The 19,216-nt window shown below is 29.8% G+C and carries 16 protein-coding genes; 11 read left to right on the top strand and 5 right to left on the bottom strand.

All coding sequences use genetic code 11. The features are described from left to right. Positions 1 to 42: 42 nt before the first annotated feature. Together LFT63_RS09120 and LFT63_RS09115 are read right to left on the bottom strand one after the other, a co-directional pair. The gene (locus tag LFT63_RS09120; protein ID WP_029056662.1) at positions 43 to 414 is read right to left on the bottom strand and encodes a DoxX family protein; all 372 of its coding nucleotides are present in this window, start codon (positions 412 to 414) and stop codon (positions 43 to 45) included. A gap of 22 nt (positions 415 to 436) precedes the next feature. Continuing rightward, positions 437 to 1,834 (bottom strand): MDR family MFS transporter, encoded by a 1,398-nt coding sequence (locus LFT63_RS09115; protein WP_029056663.1) that lies wholly within the window; start codon positions 1,832 to 1,834, stop codon positions 437 to 439. Between the two features lie 141 nt (positions 1,835 to 1,975). On the opposite strand from LFT63_RS09115, the gene LFT63_RS09110 reads away from it, so the two are divergent. Together LFT63_RS09110 and LFT63_RS09105 are read left to right on the top strand one after the other, a co-directional pair. Then, positions 1,976 to 2,761 carry an arylamine N-acetyltransferase gene (locus LFT63_RS09110; RefSeq protein ID WP_029056664.1) on the top strand — a complete coding sequence of 262 codons (786 nt, stop codon included), beginning with the start codon at positions 1,976 to 1,978 and terminating at the stop codon, positions 2,759 to 2,761. A 25-nt stretch (positions 2,762 to 2,786) separates the two neighbouring features. Continuing rightward, positions 2,787 to 3,362: a TetR/AcrR family transcriptional regulator gene (locus LFT63_RS09105; RefSeq protein WP_029056665.1), complete on the top strand. Its 576-nt coding sequence runs from the start codon at positions 2,787 to 2,789 to the stop codon at positions 3,360 to 3,362. Positions 3,363 to 3,496: 134 nt separating this feature from the next. Here the strand turns inward: LFT63_RS09105 and LFT63_RS09100 are convergent, their stop codons facing one another. Both LFT63_RS09100 and LFT63_RS09095 read right to left on the bottom strand, forming a co-directional pair. Next, positions 3,497 to 3,946 carry a hypothetical protein gene (locus LFT63_RS09100; RefSeq protein WP_283940236.1) on the bottom strand — a complete coding sequence of 150 codons (450 nt, stop codon included), beginning with the start codon at positions 3,944 to 3,946 and terminating at the stop codon, positions 3,497 to 3,499. Positions 3,947 to 3,967: 21 nt separating this feature from the next. Next, on the bottom strand, positions 3,968 to 4,543 hold the full coding sequence (locus LFT63_RS09095; protein ID WP_051522847.1) for a hypothetical protein: 576 nt from the start codon (positions 4,541 to 4,543) through the stop codon (positions 3,968 to 3,970). A gap of 378 nt (positions 4,544 to 4,921) precedes the next feature. Between LFT63_RS09095 and LFT63_RS09090 the strand changes: the two genes are divergently transcribed. From LFT63_RS09090 to LFT63_RS09060, 7 genes are all read left to right on the top strand, one after another. Then, the gene (locus tag LFT63_RS09090) at positions 4,922 to 5,884 is read left to right on the top strand and encodes a zinc-binding dehydrogenase (RefSeq protein WP_029056667.1); all 963 of its coding nucleotides are present in this window, start codon (positions 4,922 to 4,924) and stop codon (positions 5,882 to 5,884) included. Positions 5,885 to 6,122: 238 nt separating this feature from the next. Further along, positions 6,123 to 7,853 carry a DUF2075 domain-containing protein gene (locus LFT63_RS09085; protein ID WP_029056668.1) on the top strand — a complete coding sequence of 577 codons (1,731 nt, stop codon included), beginning with the start codon at positions 6,123 to 6,125 and terminating at the stop codon, positions 7,851 to 7,853. Continuing rightward, positions 7,846 to 8,184 (top strand): nucleotide pyrophosphohydrolase, encoded by a 339-nt coding sequence (locus LFT63_RS09080; RefSeq protein WP_029056669.1) that lies wholly within the window; start codon positions 7,846 to 7,848, stop codon positions 8,182 to 8,184. The genes LFT63_RS09085 and LFT63_RS09080 overlap by 8 nt, the downstream gene beginning before the upstream one ends. A gap of 212 nt (positions 8,185 to 8,396) precedes the next feature. Then, complete coding sequence (locus tag LFT63_RS09075; protein WP_232159882.1) at positions 8,397 to 11,555, top strand: DEAD/DEAH box helicase; 3,159 nt, start codon at positions 8,397 to 8,399, stop codon at positions 11,553 to 11,555. A gap of 133 nt (positions 11,556 to 11,688) precedes the next feature. Next, the gene (locus LFT63_RS09070; protein ID WP_340768830.1) at positions 11,689 to 13,878 is read left to right on the top strand and encodes an AAA family ATPase; all 2,190 of its coding nucleotides are present in this window, start codon (positions 11,689 to 11,691) and stop codon (positions 13,876 to 13,878) included. Further along, positions 13,875 to 14,915, top strand: coding sequence for a 5-methylcytosine-specific restriction endonuclease system specificity protein McrC (gene mcrC, locus LFT63_RS09065; protein WP_029056671.1), 1,041 nt, complete (start codon positions 13,875 to 13,877; stop codon positions 14,913 to 14,915). Before LFT63_RS09070 ends, mcrC begins: the two co-directional genes overlap by 4 nt. Before the next feature lie 79 nt (positions 14,916 to 14,994). Next, the gene (locus LFT63_RS09060; RefSeq protein WP_029056672.1) at positions 14,995 to 15,405 is read left to right on the top strand and encodes a phosphate-starvation-inducible protein PsiE; all 411 of its coding nucleotides are present in this window, start codon (positions 14,995 to 14,997) and stop codon (positions 15,403 to 15,405) included. Positions 15,406 to 15,836: 431 nt separating this feature from the next. On the opposite strand, the gene LFT63_RS09055 is transcribed toward LFT63_RS09060, so the two are convergent. Continuing rightward, positions 15,837 to 16,310, bottom strand: coding sequence for a peptide-methionine (S)-S-oxide reductase (locus tag LFT63_RS09055; protein ID WP_029056674.1), 474 nt, complete (start codon positions 16,308 to 16,310; stop codon positions 15,837 to 15,839). A 148-nt stretch (positions 16,311 to 16,458) separates the two neighbouring features. Between LFT63_RS09055 and LFT63_RS09050 the strand changes: the two genes are divergently transcribed. Both LFT63_RS09050 and LFT63_RS09045 read left to right on the top strand, forming a co-directional pair. Beyond that, on the top strand, positions 16,459 to 17,454 hold the full coding sequence (locus LFT63_RS09050; protein ID WP_029056675.1) for a LacI family DNA-binding transcriptional regulator: 996 nt from the start codon (positions 16,459 to 16,461) through the stop codon (positions 17,452 to 17,454). 77 nt (positions 17,455 to 17,531) lie between these two features. Further along, a complete protein-coding gene (locus LFT63_RS09045; protein ID WP_326002717.1) occupies positions 17,532 to 19,208 on the top strand; it encodes a glycoside hydrolase family 13 protein in 1,677 nt (558 codons plus the stop codon). Positions 19,209 to 19,216: the final 8 nt, after the last annotated feature.

The raw sequence follows: 19,216 nt of genomic DNA, 5'->3' as shown, positions 1-19,216 counted from the left end.
CCATTAAAAATTGTTGTTCATAATCCAATTTTTGCCAATAACTTATTTATTACGAGTTAAGCTTAACACTTCTAGTAAACTTAATACATTTAAGAAGAAAAACTTAGAAGCAGCTTGAGCGCCTTTATGGCCATGACCAGCTTTGTAGTGGTTATAAATTGCTGTACCCATAACAATGTTAATCATAATCGTACCAACAGCTACTAATTTCTTACCTAATTTACCGAAAATAGAAGTAAATAAAAGAAGTGATCCAATCATTTCGAAAGCGCCAGCTAATCTCATTGATCTACGTGATAGACCAAATCCTTGTTCGAATTGTTGAGCCATTTCATCACTGTTTTTTACTTTTGGTAGACTGCTTTTAAAAATTTCACTACCTACATATGCGTTAATAACATGTCTTAATAACATTTAAAAATCCCCCAATATAATATTAATTTCCTTGTTTTTTAACAAAAAATGCAATGATAGTACCTATTAAGGCAATCAATGCGACTACATAGAATGTAATATCTAGACCATGAATAAGGCCTTGAATACCAATCAATGATGATGTTTTACCTAGTCCAGTCATCAATGTGACTAAAATGCCAGTACCTATTGCAGATGAAACTTGTCTAATCGTATTATTCATTGCAGTACCATGAGCAATATATTGACGTGGTAAAGCATTCAAAGCTTGAGTTGTCATAGGCGTCATAATCATAGCATTACCTAACATGACAATTGAAAATGAAATAATCACATATAATGGTGTTGTATTTTCACTAAATTGAGCCATGAATAATGCGCCAATCATAATGGTTAACATCCCAATGATACTCAATATACGGCCGCCAATTTTATCATATAAATTACCAGTTACAGGTGATAACAATCCCATAATCAACCCGCCAGGCAATAAAATAAGTCCTGATTCTAATGGTGACCATTTCATCATCGTTTGCATATAAATCGGTAAAATGGTTAGATTCCCTATAAATAACATGAACATGAGTACAATTAAGACCATCGCGATTGAAAAGTCATTATATTTAAACACTCTAAACTCTAATAATGGTGATTCTAGTTTTAATTGTCGGAAAATAAATGCGGTTAGTACTATTATCGCAACAATAATAGTGATATAAACCATAGGATGTGACCAACCTAAGTTTCCGGCTGTACTAAAGCCATATAATAAGCCACCAAAGCCGATCGTCGACATAATAACTGATAGTTTATCTAAAGTTGGCTTACTTAGTTCTGTTATATTCTCTAATGATAGATATCCGAATATAAAATCAACAATACCTATCAACAAGACAACTAGGAACAGGTAACGCCAATCGAATATATTGACGAACCAACCAGCTGCAGTAGGCCCAATTGCGGGTGCAAAACCTATCACAAGACCAAACATTCCCATGGCCATTCCACGTTTTTCAGGTGGGAACATGATGAAAAGTAATGTCTGTGTAAGTGGCATCAGCATACCAGCACCTAAAGCTTGGATACTACGTCCTACTAATAACATTGGAAAATTAATTCCCAACATACATATAAATGAACCAATAATTAAAAAACACGTTGCACTAAAAAATAAAGAACGTAATGTAAAACGTTCAATTAAAAAAGCTGTGATAGGAATCATAATCCCATTGACAAGCATAAAAATTGTTGTGAGCCATTGTGCTGTACTACTTGATATCGCAAAATCTTTCATTATTTCTGGAAGTATTGTCGTCATCAACGTTTGATTTAGCACACCAACAAAAGCACCTATCATTACGACAGCTATCACACGGTTCCGTTGCTTCAAATCTATATTAAAACCATATTCATTTCCCAAATTTTGACACCCCGCTTTTAAGTGGAACCTACTATCACTTATTTTATACGGAATGCGTTCCGTTTGTCAATTTAATGATTCGAGGGTATGATATTATGTATCTAATAAAATGAACATATAGAAATGAAAGAGGTAATTTAAATGAATTTTGAAGGTTTAGAACAATATTTAAATATTGATAATACAAAATATAATACGCCTAGTTTAGATGCACTCAATTATTATTTAAAACAATATATGTTAACTGTTCCGTTTGAAAATATAGACGTTCAAAATGGAGTAAAGATTTCTGTAGAAGTAGAAGATATTTATAACAAAGTAGTTAATCATCAACGTGGTGGCTTTTGTTATGAGATGAATAATTTCTTTAAAGCGTATTTAGAACATAAAGGATTTACTGTAAATATGGTTTCTGCAACGATTCATACCCCTGGTGGTGGCAGAAGTTTAAAAGGTTCTCATATGTCTTTAATAGTACCTATTGATGGCGTTGATTATGTTTCAGATGTGGGATTTGGTGATTTGCCATTAAGTGTAATGCCAATTACTCAAGAAGAAAATAGTACAATTATTCATGATATTAACGGAGATTTTCGTGCGATTTACGTCAACGATAACTTATTTTATATACAAAAATGGAAAGATGATGACTGGGATACACAATATGAAGCGGAATTAACACCTCGCCATATTCATGACTTTGATTACAATATTGAATATAACCAAACGAATCCTAATTCTACCTTTGTGAAACGTTTATTAGTCACAATGCCTAAGTCATACGGACGTGCTACAATGTCACAAGATAATTTAACTTTAACTAAACAACAAAAGAAAGAAAAATATGACGTAACATCTGAGAATTATAGACAATTTTTAAAAGAAGAATTTAATTTGGATGTTAAAATTGATAGATTAGAAAGTTAAAAATAACTTTAAAAGAAGGGTTATTATGGAAAGAAATCAGCGAAAAAAACGAAGCGATGCCGAATATAACCAACAGATGATCCTAACAACAATGGAAGACTTACTTGAACAGGGAGAAGATATAAGCACTAAAAAAATGTCAGATCTCGCTAAACTATCAGGTGTTGGCGTTGGTACATTATATCGTCATTTTGAAAGTAAATCATTGTTATGTCAGGCCATTATGGATAAAAAGGTCGATCAAATGTTTATAGAAATTGAAGACATTTTATCGAAAAATGAACATTGGTCCGTGCGAGATAAAATCTATACAATCTTATCAAAGTATTTAGATTTAAAAGAAGCTAACTTCACAACATTAAATTTCATAGAAAAATCCAGCGAGCACTTTAATTCGATTATTAATATTCCATTTTTTGAGCGACTTAAAAATTTATTAAGTGAACAATTCGAAGAAGACATGTACACAGACGACTTAGATTTCAGACTTAATTTAATGCTTAATTCATTTTCATCAGACTTCTATTACTTTGTAAAACATAATCAACAACTAACCAAAGATCAATTCTTAACGAAACTATTAGACTTGTTTCAGATATAAATAGGTATATTGAAAATAAATGATATAAAAACAAGCCTCGTACTCACTGAATGAAAGTGGTGCGGGGCTTATTTTTGTATGATATCCAAGAGGATTCAATAGGTTAATTTACTATCAGGATTATCTCACATTAATTAAGGGTTATCTTCAGAAACAGTAGCACCTGGTTCTGGAATCTCTCCTCTAGCTGCTTTTTCATACATTATTTTTTGCTTTGCATATTCAGCATCGTTATCAAAAGTATCTTGAGAAGACTGCGATGATGTTTTAGGAGATGTTGATTTATTTGTAGAAGGAAATGTTTCTTTTGTTACTGGTTGTTGACTTGTATTTTGAACAGTTTCAGTATTTTGATTATTAGTTTCAGAATTACTGCTATTTTGTTGTTTTGATTCTTGGTTATTTTGCGAATTGATAGTATTATTGTTGCTATCTTTGCTATCATTGTTTTTACTATCTTGTGTTTGTTTATTCTCACTTGAAGCTAACACGCTGTTCTTAAGTTGACTGTAACCAAACAATATTCCTGAACCTAATGCGACTAATACAAACAATATTGATAAAGCAATAATTACATTTTTCATTCTTTATATTCTCCGTTTTAATTAATTTTCACTGTCATCTTCATCTTCAGTATTTTCACTATCAACATTTGCGTTTTTAGCTGACATATTCACTTCATTACCAGCATCTCCAGCAGGTCTACCATTAATCGTTTTAGGATTAGAGCTGTTTGAATTATCTTCATTATTTTTATCTTTAGTCCATTCTTGGGCCATTCTATCGGAAACAGGCTGGAATTTCCCTTCCTCTGCTAATTTACGAGCTTCAGGTGTTAATTCACTTTCTTCGATGAGTCCGTCCCCATCTTTATCAAATCGAAGAAGATTATTAGGATCTTCTTCATTTGTCTTCTGTGCTTGTTCGGTTGAATTATTTTGTGAGCTATTTTGTGTATTACTTTGATTCGTATTGTTGGAATAATTTTGTTGGCTATTATTATCTGTATTAGTACCATTTGATTTTGAATCTTTATCTTCACTCTCTTTTTTAGCTGTTTCTGTAGCTTTTTGATTGTTGCTTGCAGTTAAATTTTTAACGCTACTATAGCCGAATATTGCTGCTATTCCTATCATCAAAATGAGTGCAATAATCGTTAATATTTGAATGATTTTTTTCATATTTAATTTTCCTCTTTTTCTTATTTGAAAATACCTGTGTATTGTTTCAATTATATAAATTGGCATATTAATATTTAAAACAGTGGTTAGTGAACTTAAGATTACCAAACTTTAATAATTATATCTACTATATTATTGAATTAATTTATGCTTTTTATTATTTGTATAATTTATATTAAGTAGCAACGCTATGTTTTTGTTTTTGAAAAAGGTAGTGGTTTAAAATGTTTTAGTTATTTAAAGTGAAAGTTAAATCAAACTGCAACTTATGAAATTCAGTACATAAGAGACTAATCTTTAAACAAAGGTATCAATTTAGTATAGAATGGGAAAAAAGAAATGAAGTTCTTCCAACAAAAATAAAGGAGGAGAAAGCACATGAAAGCAGTTGTCATATATAATCCTGGTGATTCAGAACAATTAAAATATCAAGATGTTGAAACACCTGTCGTCAAAGAAGGCTGGTCTCTAGTGAAAATAAAGGGATTTGGTATTAATCGTTCAGAAATTTTCACGAGACAAGGCTTTTCACCTTCTGTACAATTCCCGAGAATATTAGGAATTGAATGTGTAGGGGTGATTGAAGAATCAACAGATCCTAAGAGACTACCTAAAAATCAAACAGTCGTTTCTATAATGGGGGAAATGGGACGTGACTTTGATGGTAGTTATGCGCAATATGCACTATTACCTAATGAACAAATTTATCCTATAGATACTAATTTATCTTGGGAGAAGCTAGCTACTATTCCTGAAACATACTATACGGCATTCGGTTCAATGAAAAATTTAAAAATTGAACATAATGATAAAGTGCTAGTAAGAGGTGCAACTAGTGGTGTAGGCGTAGCTTTTCTTAATCTAATTAAAGCTAAATATAAAGATGTTACAGTAAGTGGTAGCACACGGGATATGAGTAAGAAGTCATTGCTTATAGAAGTAGGATTTGATGAAGTAATCGAAGATAAAGAAAATGAACTAGATACAAGTTCTGAATATGATAAAGTGTTAGAATTGGTTGGTACAGTTACCATTAAAGATAGTTTTAAACATCTTAAAGAGGGCGGAATCCTTTGTGATACAGGAATACTTGGAGGTAAGTGGTACTTAGAAGAATTTGATCCTATCTTTGATATTAAGAAAAATAGTTACCTAACAAGCTTTGTTTCAGAAAATGTTGATGAAGTAAAGATAAAAGAACTCTTTGATTATATAGAAACCAATAATATTATTGTTAAACCAGAAAAAATATTCAAACTCGATGAAGTCAATAAAGCACACGACTATTTAGAAAGCACAAATAGCTTCGGCAAAGTTATTGTGTTAAACGAATCTGAGTAAGAATGAGCTAAAAAAAGAATAGTAATAACAAAGCAGGTGGCTAATGATATAAGTCACCTGCTTTTTGTGGTTAAATGGATGAATTTTTGGGAGGAAAATAATGGAGTTTGAAATAAGGTCAAAGTTTAGTAAATAATAGTTTAAAACATTAAAGGTAATAAATATCAAAAAACTATATAAAAGTATCACAAAATTGATAAAATAGAGATTAATAGATGATAATTCAATAGGTGATATGATGGGAAACTTGTTAAAAATAGAAAATATTAAATATTCATTGGAGAATTTGGATAGTTCAGTACAAAAATGGAATTCTTCAGCAGATGGAAGATATTTATTAAGGTATCCAACTGTATACATAATTAATGATAAAAAGCGTGAAAACAATTTTGAAGTCTATGTGGGAGAAACGGCAGATATTAGAAATAGAACCAGACAACATCTTAATGCTGATACAAAGGTAAAAACTTTTTGGGAAGAATTTTCTGAATCAAATCAATCATCAATGTATGTGATTGGTCATGAGTTATTTAATAAATCGTTAACACTCGATATTGAAAATAGATTAATGCAGTATTTATTAAGCGTTGATAATATTACTAGGGTTCATAATAGTAGAACAAATCAACAGAATGAGTATTATACGTCTGACATGCTAGACGAAATTTTCTCCGAGATTTGGAAATCTTTAAATAAAGAAAATAAATCTCTATTTCCTATCGAAAGTATTATTAAGGATTCAGCTATATTCAAAGCGTCTCCTTTCCATAAATTAACTCAAGAACAAATTAATGCGAAAGAAGAAATCTTAACTAAAATTAAAGAATCAATACTTTTAGACGAAGATGGACAATTGATCATTGTTGAAGGTGAAGCGGGATCTGGAAAAACTGTTTTAATGAGTACACTACTATATGAATTAGGAAAATATCATTTGGATTTAGATAAAAATCTAGATATCCATCTTCTAGTAAATCAAAATGAGCATGTTTCAATATATAAGCAAATAGCATCTAAATTAGGTATATCTAACAAAAACAATAAAATAGTTGGTAAGCCAACGAGTTTTATTAATACGCATTCACCAGATGAAAAGGTAGATGTTGTTATTGTAGACGAGGCACATTTACTTTTAACTCAAGGTAAACAAAGTTATCAAGGTAAAAATCATCTAGATGATTTATTAGCAAGAGCTAAAGTTGTAGTAATCGTTTTTGACTTGAAACAAGTATTAACGACTGAACAAATTTGGGAAGCAGACAAACTAAACGAATATTTTGATGTTACAAAAAGTAAAAATAATCTTGTAACTTTAAAAAATCAAATGCGTATTAATAGTGATGATTCCACAGTTAAATGGATTAGAAATTTAGTAGATAATCAAACAATTAACACTATACCTAAAGATAAAAAAGGGTATGAAATTAAAATTTTTGATACGCCAGTTGATTTGGAAAATGCTATTAGAAATAAAGCACAACACACAAATAGTGGTATTTCAAGAATGCTTGCTACATTCGACTGGAAGTATAAGGACAAGCCTCCTGAAGATGAGGATTTTTGGCGCGTTAAAATTGGAAACTGGTCTATGCCATGGAATTATCAATTAAAAACTAAAAGAAACCAATCTAAATTACCATGGGTTGAACGAGAACAAACAATTGATGAAATAGGATCTACATATACTATTCAAGGATTAGATTTAAACTATGCCGGGGTTGTGATAGGACCTTCTGTTAAATATCGAGATGGTAAAATCATCTTTGATGAAAGCAGTAGTGCTAATAAAAAGGCAACTCGAAGAAGAACTTTAGAAGATGGGTCAAAACAGTACTTCTCAGATATGCTTTTAAAAAATGAATTAAATGTCTTATTAACTCGTGGTGTTAATGGATTATATATTTATGCAGTAGATGATCAATTAAGGGAAGCACTTAAAAAAGCCGCAAAGGGTGAAAATAATGGATGAAACTAAAGAAATATTAAAAGAAATCAACCAATTTAGAGATGCTCGTAATTGGAGACAATTCCATAATGAAAAAGATTTATCATTATCTATTAGCTTAGAGGCTGCTGAATTACTCGAATTATTCCAGTGGAAGTCATCTGAAGAAGTAGTAGAAAATAAGCTAGAAAGATTAGCAGAAGAACTAGCTGATGTTTTAATTTATAGTTATATGTTAGCGGATAACTTAGATTTTGATATTAATGATATTATTCGCAAGAAACTAGTGAAAAATGCTGAAAAGTACCCATTAGAAAAAAGTAAAGATAATAATTCTAAATATAATGAATTGTAGAATTGGAAATACTCTCTTTGTAATATATTGGTCTTGAACTTTTATATACAAAGAGATTTTTTTAAATTAAAACGATTATAAATGTGAATTTTTGAGTTGGTTATACATTTTTAGAGTAGAACACACAACTATTTTTTGAAAAAACATTAATATATTTTATTTATTTGTTAAAATAATGCTAAGTATATAATGATTATTTAAGGTGGGATATGATGGGACAATTAGTTAATGATACATTATCTGCATGGCTATTAATCGAATCTTTAAGTCCTGGAGAGGTAGATTATAAGACAGAAGATACATTATCTGAAGAACATTTTAAAAATGGAAATAAACAAACTCAATTACAAGCTTTTAATGAGTACTTTGATATTTGGAATGAAGAGCGTTTTGTAATATCAGATGAAAAGAGAAAAGAAGGGAATCGAATCTTTAAGTTCTATAGAAATTGTTTTCGTTATAACGAAATTAATTTAAAGATTCAAGATATTTTTAATAGTCATTCTGAAATTTTTAATCCTAACTCAACACATTGTTATGGCTATACATTTAATACTGATGAGAAAGGCTATGTTATGTTGGATAGTATACATATTCCAATGATTATGAGCGCTTTAAAGGAAATTGAAAAAGATAAAAATGCTGATATTGAAGAAAAATTTGAGGATTCAGCAGAAAAATTTAAACAGAAGTTAAATGAAATTTTAGCCGATGAACCTATTAATGAACAAAAACTTAATCAAATAGATAAGGTATACGATAAGTATTTTTCAGTTTTACCTAGTGATAGCAAAGGTTTATTTCCTCATTATGTAGCAATTGAATTTGTAGGAAAGAATGAATTACCTAAGCCAGAATTTAACAGTTTCTTTATTACAGACATAGAAATGGCTAGAAAGTCCCCTAATCAAACATTAACTAAATATATAGAAGGCATAGATAATCAACAAAGGATAGAAATTGATGAAAATAAAGAAGAAATTGAGAAATTACTACATCCATCAAATCTACCTGATGGACGTTGGCCTTCTCAAACTGAACATAGGCTTTCACTCATGCAACAAGTTGCAGTTAATCAAATAACAAGTTGCAATGAACAAATTAATTCAGTTAATGGTCCGCCTGGAACTGGAAAGACAACATTACTAAAAGATATTTTTGCGCATTTTGTGGTTGAACGTGGTAAAGAATTAGCTCAATTAAGCCACCCTAAACAAGCATTTAAACCAACTAAAATACATGAAACCGATGAGAAACCATTATATTTACTTAAAGATTCGATTGCTCGATTTAAAATGGTTGTTGCTTCAAGTAATAACGGAGCTGTTGAAAATATTTCTAAAGACTTACCTAAAATTGATGAAATAATTAGAAACCCAAATGAATGTGCATTTCCGGAGTATGAAACAGATTATGCAAAATTAACAGAAGAACTACGTGATTTTGCTAGTATAGCTCATGATTTGATTAGTGAAAGTGCGTGGGGATTATTTTCAGGTGTATTTGGAAAAAGTAAAAACATCAATGAAGTATTGAACCACTTGTTAAAAAATGATCAAGATAATGTAGGACTAGCTAAATTACTTCAAAATGAAAATAAAAAATTGAGTAATGAAGATATCAAGAATGAATGGAAAGCTCAAAAGAAAGCATTTTTAGATGAATTAGAGAATGTTCAAAATTTAAAAGAGAGATCTATTGAAGCATATGAGGTATACAAGAAATATGAAAAATCTTTAGCTAATGAAAAACATTTAAAAGAGGAAAAACAAAGATTAAGTGATAAATTAGATGAGATAGAAACAAAATTAGATAAGTATAAAGATGATATTAATCAGTTAAATAAACAAATAAATGATAAAAATAAACAGAAAGATATTATTGATGAATATTTGAAAGTAACTAGACAAAATGGTTTCATGAGTAAATTAAAATCAATATTTAGTTCTGAAACGGATGAACAATCTCAAAAATATATTGAAGAAAAGAAAGAAATTTTAGATCAAAAATATAAATTAGAAAAAGATAAACAAACCAAAGAAAATGATGTTGTTAACAAGTCTAAAGAAAAAGAATTATTAAATAATCAATTATTAAAAGTTTATAAACAACAAAAAGATTATAATGAATCAGTTCAAAGATATAATGAGTTCTGCTCCCAGAATAGTATTACGATGCCATCAAGAGATTTTTGGAATGATGGAGAAGAAAATTATGCTAAACGACAGATGTCTAACTTATGGACTAGTGATGAATTACAGTATAGACGCGCTATGCTTTTCCTTAGAGCAATGATACTACATAAATTATTGTTAATTGCTAATTCTAAAACTATATTTGCATCTTTAAACAACTTTAAAAATCGACGTAAATTAATAGATGCAAAGCCTGAAGTAGTATATAACGCTTGGAATGTAATGCATTTAATATTTCCAATTGTTAGCACAACATTCGCAAGTTTTAAGTCTATGTATCAAGGAATTCCAAAAGATTTCATTGATTATTTGTTCATAGATGAGGCAGGTCAAGCGGTTCCGCAATCAGCTGTAGGGGCATTATATCGTTCTAAAAATGTTGTTGCTGTTGGAGACCCCATCCAAATAGAACCAGTTGTAACATTAGAAAGCCACCTGATTGATAACATTAGAAAAAGTTATAACATTCCAGAACGTTTATTATCTAAAGAAGCTTCAGTTCAGTCCGTAGCTGATTATGCTAATCAATATGGATTTTGGAAAGATGATCCTTCTGAAGAGCAACAAAAAACGTGGATTGGTATTCCGCTATGGGTACATAGACGTTGTTTAAATCCAATGTTCACAATTGCAAACCAGATTGCCTATAATAACAAAATGGTACTACCTGAATATATGAAAAAGCCAGGTAAAGCAGGATGGCATCATGTTACTGGGAAATCTATTAATAAACAATATGTAAAAGAGCATGGTAATAAGGTTGTTGAATTACTAGTTAATGACTGGAAAGAGGCGCAAAGCAACAATAAGAATGAACCAAGTTCATTTGTGATATCACCATTTTCAGCTGTTCAACAACGAGTAAAAGCGTTAGCTAAAAAAGAACTACCTAAAAATTTAAATATAGAAAAAAGTAAAATTAATGATTGGGTAGATAAATCAATAGGAACTGTTCATACATTCCAAGGTAAAGAAGCACAGAAAGTGTATTTTATTGTCGGTACAGACAATACTCAAGATGGAGCTGTTAATTGGTCATGTGAAAAACCTAATTTACTTAATGTGGCTGTCACAAGAGCTAAAAAAGAGTTTTATGTTATAGGAGACTTAAATAGAATCCACCTCAAACCATTTTATGAAATTATATATAAAGAATTGAATGTTAAAAATGGATAAAAAATACCTAATTCAATAAAAAGTTCTATTCAATTCATAAGAAACAGACTTACTACAATTAAGTTTTATAATATATAATTAATGCATGTAAAATATATATTGAACAAAATGATTATATATAGGGGTGTGTCTTGTGACGTATGAAAATAAAATAGACGAAAATAATGAGGCATCTGTTCAATCTATTGATAAAACGTGGATTGACTTTTATAAAGAACTTGCTAACAAGTTATTAAGTTATCGTAATAATAGAGAGCAATTAATACAAAATGTTAAAGATGTTTATGAATTAGCTAATATTAAATTACCTACATTAGAAAAAGATAATCAGTTAATAGACATTGATCCATTTACTGTCCTTGCATTATTAAATAAAAGCTCTTTAAAGACTTCTAATAAAATAAAAATTGCTAAGGGACTTGCAGAGGTTGTAGGAATTAAAGCTGAGATACCTTTTGAATTTGAGAGTGTGCCAACTGTTAATAATATGAATGCAACTTTTTATGATTTTATAGGTATACGTAATGATAAAGATATAGATGAATTATGGGATTTATTCGAAGCTGCATTAGCGTATTCAAATGAGAAAAGTGAATATAATAAAAATCAATTTATTCATTACTTCGACCTTATCATTATTAAAAGAGGAATTGGAAATAGTAAGTTAACAAGTGCATTATTTTGGATTTCTCCAGAAAATTATTTGAACCTTGATAAACGAACTGTTTGGTATATTTTTAAGTCGGGGAAAATGCCCGAAGAACTAATCAATGAGTTGCCAAACGTATCTCATTATCTAACCGGTAATGATTATTTAAAATTCGTTGATACTATAAAACAATATTTATCTAGTCCTAAAACAGAGTTAAATCAAATAGTTGATTTAAGTTTTGAAGTTTGGAGATATTCAGAAGAAATAAACGAATTAAAGAGAAGAACTAGTAGTGGAGTGGTAGAAACATCTGATGCGGATAAAGATGTTGTATCAACTAGTTACTGGATGTTATCTATAGATTCAAAACAAATGGATTGGCAATCGTTTTATGACAATGGTTATGTATCAATAGGATTTGATGAATTGGAAGATTTAAGTAAGTATCCGAGTAGAGAAGATATAAATAAAAAACTTCAAAATATTTATGGCGATGATAGGAATTATACCAATGCTATAAATACAATTTATCAATTCAGTAATGAAATGAAAGAAAATGATATTATATATGTTAAAAACGAACAGAATATAATACTTGGACGAGGAACTGTCAAGTCGGATGTTAAATATTCAACCAAAGCACAATTTTTAAATATACGTTATATTGATTGGCAAACTAAAGGTGAGTGGAAGGTCGATATTGAAACAACTAATAAAATATTAGAAAATATCACATCCTATAACGACTTGATAAAAAAATTAAATATGTTAGTTAAACAAGATATCATCGATGAAATTGAACCAATGAAAGAAAGTTATCCCATTTATGAAGCTACTGATTTCTTGAGTGAAGTTTATATGGATAAAGAAGAGTATTATAAATTAGTTCAATTAATGGAAATGAAGAAAAACGTTATACTTCAAGGACCTCCAGGTGTGGGTAAAACATTTGCAGCTAAACGTTTAGCATACTCTATGATGGGAGTAAAAGATAAAAATAGAGTTAAAATGATACAATTCCATCAAAGTTATTCATATGAAGATTTTATTATGGGATTCAGACCGACTGAAAATGGATTTGAATTGCGTAATGGAACATTCTACAATTTTTGTAAACAAGCTGAGGAAGATAGTGAGAATGACTATTTCTTCATTATTGATGAAATTAATAGAGGCAATTTAAGTAAAATATTCGGCGAATTATTTATGCTAATTGAAAATGATAAACGAGGTTCTGAGCTAGAATTATTATATGCAGACGAGAATTTTTCAGTTCCACCGAATCTTTATATTATTGGAATGATGAATACTGCGGATCGAAGTTTAGCTATACTTGATTATGCACTACGCAGACGTTTTGCATTCTTTGATATGACTGAAGCATTTGATAACGCAGGATTTAAATTATATCAAGATAGTCTATCCAGTGACCAATTTGATTCTTTAATACAATGTGTTCAAAATCTAAATATTGATATTGTGAACGATGATTCTCTTGGTGCAGGATTTATTATTGGCCATAGTTACTTTAGTAATTTAAGTTATGTCACTGAACTTATATTATCGAATATTGTAGAATTTGAAATCATACCACTAATTAATGAATATTGGTTTGATGAACCATCTAAAGTAGATTTATGGTCAGAAAAATTAAGGGATTCAATAAAATGATAGAAATTAGAAATATTTATTATATGCTATCTTATGCTTTTACTGTTTTAAATGAAAATGGCTATAGAAAAGTTATGTTGGAGGATTTTGATAACGCTACCGAATTATATACAGCTATTTTAATTAAGGGTGTATCGGACCGAATTAAACGTGGTTTACATTATGAATACGTTGATAAACAAGTATCATTAACAATGGTTAAAGGGAAAATTGATATTTCAAAATCTATTAGAAATCTTGATGTCATGAATAAAAAACTCAGTTGTTCTTACGATGAATATTCAATAAATAATTATTTAAATCAAATAATTAAATCAACTATGTTACTTTTACTAAAAGAAGATATATCTAAAGACAGAAAAAAGAAATTAAAAGATTTATTAGTACATTTTGATGATGTCGATCGATTAGAATTGGGTAGTATAAATTGGAATATGCGTTTTACACGTAATAATAAGACATATAAAATGTTAATTTCTATATGTAGCTTGATTGTTGATGGATATTTACAATCGAATAATGATGGAAACAAACAGATGATGGACTTTATAGATGAACAGCGCATGTCACGTCTATATGAGAAATTTTTATTCGAATATTTTAAAAAGAGCTTCCCTCAATTAACTATAACTGCTGCACATATTCCGTGGAATTTGGATGACAATAAAACAGCAATGTTACCTACAATGAAAAGTGACATTATGATATCTGATCATAAAAATTGCTTAATCATTGATGCTAAGTATTATACTAAATCATTACAAAATTATTATGATACCTATAAAATCCATTCAGCAAATCTTTATCAGATATTCACTTATGTAAAAAACCAGGATATTAATTTACAAGAGAAGAAAGTAAGCGTAAATGTGTCAGGCATGCTTCTGTATGCTAAAACTGATGAGAAAAAATCACCTAGTAATGAATTTCAAATGAGTGGAAATCAAATTAGCGTTAAATCGTTAGACCTAAATTGTGAGTTCTCTAAGATTAAACAGCAATTAAATCAAATTATAGAAGATCATTTCGATTGTTAAAAACAATGAATATTGTATATAATGAATTATAAAATTTGTATTTATTTATAAACAGAATTAACAACATTAAGGAGAACAGATGAAAAAATTCACACCAGATAAGATAAGTGAGCGATTTTCAAATTTATTGTTATTAGCAGTTAATATTTGTATCGCTATCATAGCTATAACTTTAGTTATATTTTTATTTACCGAATGTTTTGGTTTCTTTAACAATCTATTTTTACAAGATAAAGATTTGAAATATAGTCAAGTTATCGAAGATTTATTAGTGTCATTTATGTATATTGAGTTTATCTTATTGATTATTCAATATTTCAAACATAATTATCATTTTTCATTACAATACTTTATTTATATTGGTATCACTGCAATTGTGAGAATCATTATTGTAGAACATAGTGATGCTACTGAGACTATTTTATTAGTCGCAAGTATATTTATTTTGACCATTTCATTGTATTGTTTAAGAAAATTTACCATCGATTAGATTAAAATACAGAGTTTACTTTAGAGGGAAGTTTGTGTGAAAGCACAGCTCCCTCTTTTTTATTTAGAAATTATAAGATACTGAAATTTGATGAACCCCTAGATTTCAATGATTATTATTATCTTTTTTGTCACTAGGTACTAAGCAATAAAGCGTAAGTAATATTGTAAATAATATGCCGAAATATTTTTCAATACTGTAAGGCATATCAGTTAAAGCACTAACAATAAGAACAGTTATTAAATCTACAAACATAAGTGTGAGATAAATATGTTTTCTCTTCTTTCTTTTCAAAAATGATGGAAAATACAATAAACTCAAACAAAATGGTTGGTTTTGCGACTCTGCATAGCCAACCATTTTTAATATCTAATTAAGATTTTCTAAACTCCTCAACCACGATTTTTGAACTCACCCAATCTAATCAACCACTATTTTTTATATTTATATACCAATGATTTTGGTAGGTGACAGTAGTCGTCTGGGTAGCGTTCTAGTCTGTTTTGATGCATATCAGCACTTTTAACGTAATTCGTTAGCGGTAAGACTTCGGTCGCTATAAGATGATGGTCTTCAATGGCATCAATAAACGCTTGTGCTTCTTTTAAATGTTTTGGATCTTCGCTATATAAGCCTGTTCTATATTTCAAACCAATGTCTTGGCCTTGTTGATGAAGACTATATGGATCAATAATTTCAAAAAGATATCCCATTAAGTCAGTTACAGATACTTGTTTAGGATCGAATTCTGTCTTAACAGCTTCAACATAACCATCATACTCGCCGTCTAAAGTATCGGTAATTCCATTCGCTCTACCACTTGTTGTATCGATAACACCAGGAAGTGTTCTAATATAAGCTTCCACACCATATAAACAACCGCCAGCTAAATAAACTGTTTCCATCATATCCACTCCTTTTAATTGAAAATAATTCTCAATTAAACTGTAACGAATAATTGTCAATAATTCAAATAAACAATAAAACATATTGACTACTTGTTTAAAAAGTTTTACTCTATATGTGAAATCGATTTCATATTAGGAGCTTTGTATGACCAATATTAAAGAAGTTGCCAAGAAGGCCAATGTTTCAGTTACAACAGTATCTAGGTATTTAAATGATCATCCTTATATTTCGGCAGATAAAAAAGAGAAAATTCAACAAGCTATGCGAGAGTTAGACTATATTCCTAATTCGGCTGCTACACAATTAAGATCGAATAAATCATTTACTATTGGTGTAATTGTTTCGCGCATTACTAATCCTTATTTTGCGTATTTAATTGAAGCAATAGAGAAACAACTGCGTGATACGTCATATCATACATTAATCTTACAATCGCATGACGATAAGGAAGAAGAATTACGATTAATGAATATGTTGAAACAAAAGCAAATTGATGGCGTTATCATGTGTTCTATCGAAAACGATATTAAAACGATTGAAACGTATACTGATTATGGTCCCATCGTGTTAGTAGGCGATGAGTCATTGAATTCTTCAAAAATAGGTATGATTCGTATTAAACATCAACAAGCTACATACGACGCTATTGAATTTTTAATTAATAAAGGATACAAAGAGATTGCTTACTGCACAGGTGGCAAATTCACAAAATCTCGACATGGTTCAGCTCGTAATAAAGGCTTCAAAGCAGCGATGGAAACTTATCAACTGCCTATTCAAGAACGCTATGTTTTTGAAAATATTCATACTATACAAGATGGTATAAATATTGCAGAAGAGTTATTGAATCAAAAACAGCTACCTCAGGCTATATTTACAGGTAGTGATGAAGTTGCAGCTGGATTAATTCAATATTTTACGGCACATAATGTTAATGTTCCAAAGAATATTGCAATTATAGGTTACGATAACCAACCTTTTTCAAATATGCTGAAAGTAGCATTAACAACTGTTAATCAACCAATCGATATCATAGGTGAACGGTTGGTAAGGAATTTAATTTCTATGTTAGAAGATAAAACTAGTATTCAGGAAAATGACAGTATTCAACTTAGTATTGTTGAACGTGAAAGTACATAAAAAGAGCTTTAATCAATAAGCTCTTTTAATTATCAAAAATATGGTATCGATACCATATAATAAATTGGAGGCTAATTATGGAACAACAATGGTGGAAGAAAGAAGTTATTTATCAGATATATCCTAGAAGTTTTAAAGATACAAATGACGATGGAATTGGGGACATACAAGGGATTATTAGTAAACTACCTTATTTAGCTGATTTAGGTATCACAATGATTTGGATTTGTCCTATCTATAAATCACCAATGATAGATAATGGATATGATATTTCAGACTACTTAGATATCAACTCTGAATTTGGAGATATGGCAGATTTAGATCAACTTTTCTCAGAAGCAAATCAATATAATATCAAAATCATGCTAGATCTTGTCATTAATCACACTTCAGATGAACATCCATGGTTTCAAGAAGCATACAAAAATCCTGAAAGTAAATATAGAGATTATTATATTTTCAAAGAAGGCGTAAATGGACAACCTCCTAATAATTGGCGTTCTATTTTTGGTGGAAGTGTTTGGGAAAAAGTACCTAATGAAGATCAATACTATATGCATATATTTGATAAGAAGCAACCAGATTTAAACTTTGAAAATCCAGAATTACGAAATGAAATTTATCAAATGATTAATACTTGGCTCGAAAAAGGTTTAGCAGGATTTAGAATTGATTCAATTACTTTCTTGAAAAAAGATCAAGATTTTGCAAGTTTACCTTCAGATGGTCAGGACGGTTTAGTGACATGTAAGTATAAAACACGCAATCGTCCAGGTATTGAAATATTTTTAAGAGAACTGAGAGAAAAGACATTTGATAAATATCAATGTGTGACTGTAGGTGAAGCACCTGGAGTTAAATATGATGAATTAGATGACTTTATTGGAGAAGAAGGATATTTTTCCATGATATTTGACTTTAAATATGCGGATATTGATGTTGAATCTGGTAGTGATTGGTTCAAACGAACTAATTGGAAAGTCTCTGAGTTTAAAGAATTATTATTTGAAAGCCAAGAAGCTATTCAAAAGGTAGGCTGGGGAGCTAATTTTATAGAAAATCATGATCAACCTAGAGCCATATCTAAATTAATTAAAAATAAATCATACCAAAACTATATTGGTGGAAGTGCTTTGGCGCTAATGTATTTCTTCTTAAGAGGGACACCTTTTATTTATCAAGGACAAGAAATAGGTATGACAAACTTTAATAGAACATCTATTGATCAATTTAATGATATCTCAAGTATCGATAATTATCATCGGGCAATTCAAGAAGGATTTTCAGCAGATCAAGCGCTTGAATTTGTCAATTTGCGTAGTAGAGATAATACTAGAACGCCAATGCATTGGAGTTCAGAGAGTAATGCTGGCTTTTCAGATGTGTCACCTTGGATTGAACTTAATGAAAATCACCAAGAGATTAATGTTGAAAAACAAAAGGATAAAAATGATTCACTATTTAACTTTTATCAACAAATGATTCAATTACGTAATCATTCTGAGTACTCTGAAACACTGATTTATGGAGATATTAAACCGCTTTGGAATACAAATGAAAACGTCATTAGTTATTTGAGACGTGACAATAACAATACATTCCAAATTATAGTGAATCTTTCTGATGAGTTGATAACCCAGGAAATAGATAATGAAGTACAAGACGTGACGCTAAACAATTATGAAAATCCACAGATTAATCAAGATTCAGTGAATTTAAGACCTTACGAATGTTTATTAATCAAAGTTAAATAAGGGGTGTT

Origin of the sequence: Staphylococcus sp. FSL H8-0121, assembly GCF_038008425.1 — a bacterium.
GTDB classification, from domain to species: domain Bacteria; phylum Bacillota; class Bacilli; order Staphylococcales; family Staphylococcaceae; genus Staphylococcus; species Staphylococcus pasteuri.
This window is presented reverse-complemented; position numbering and strand designations above follow the sequence as displayed.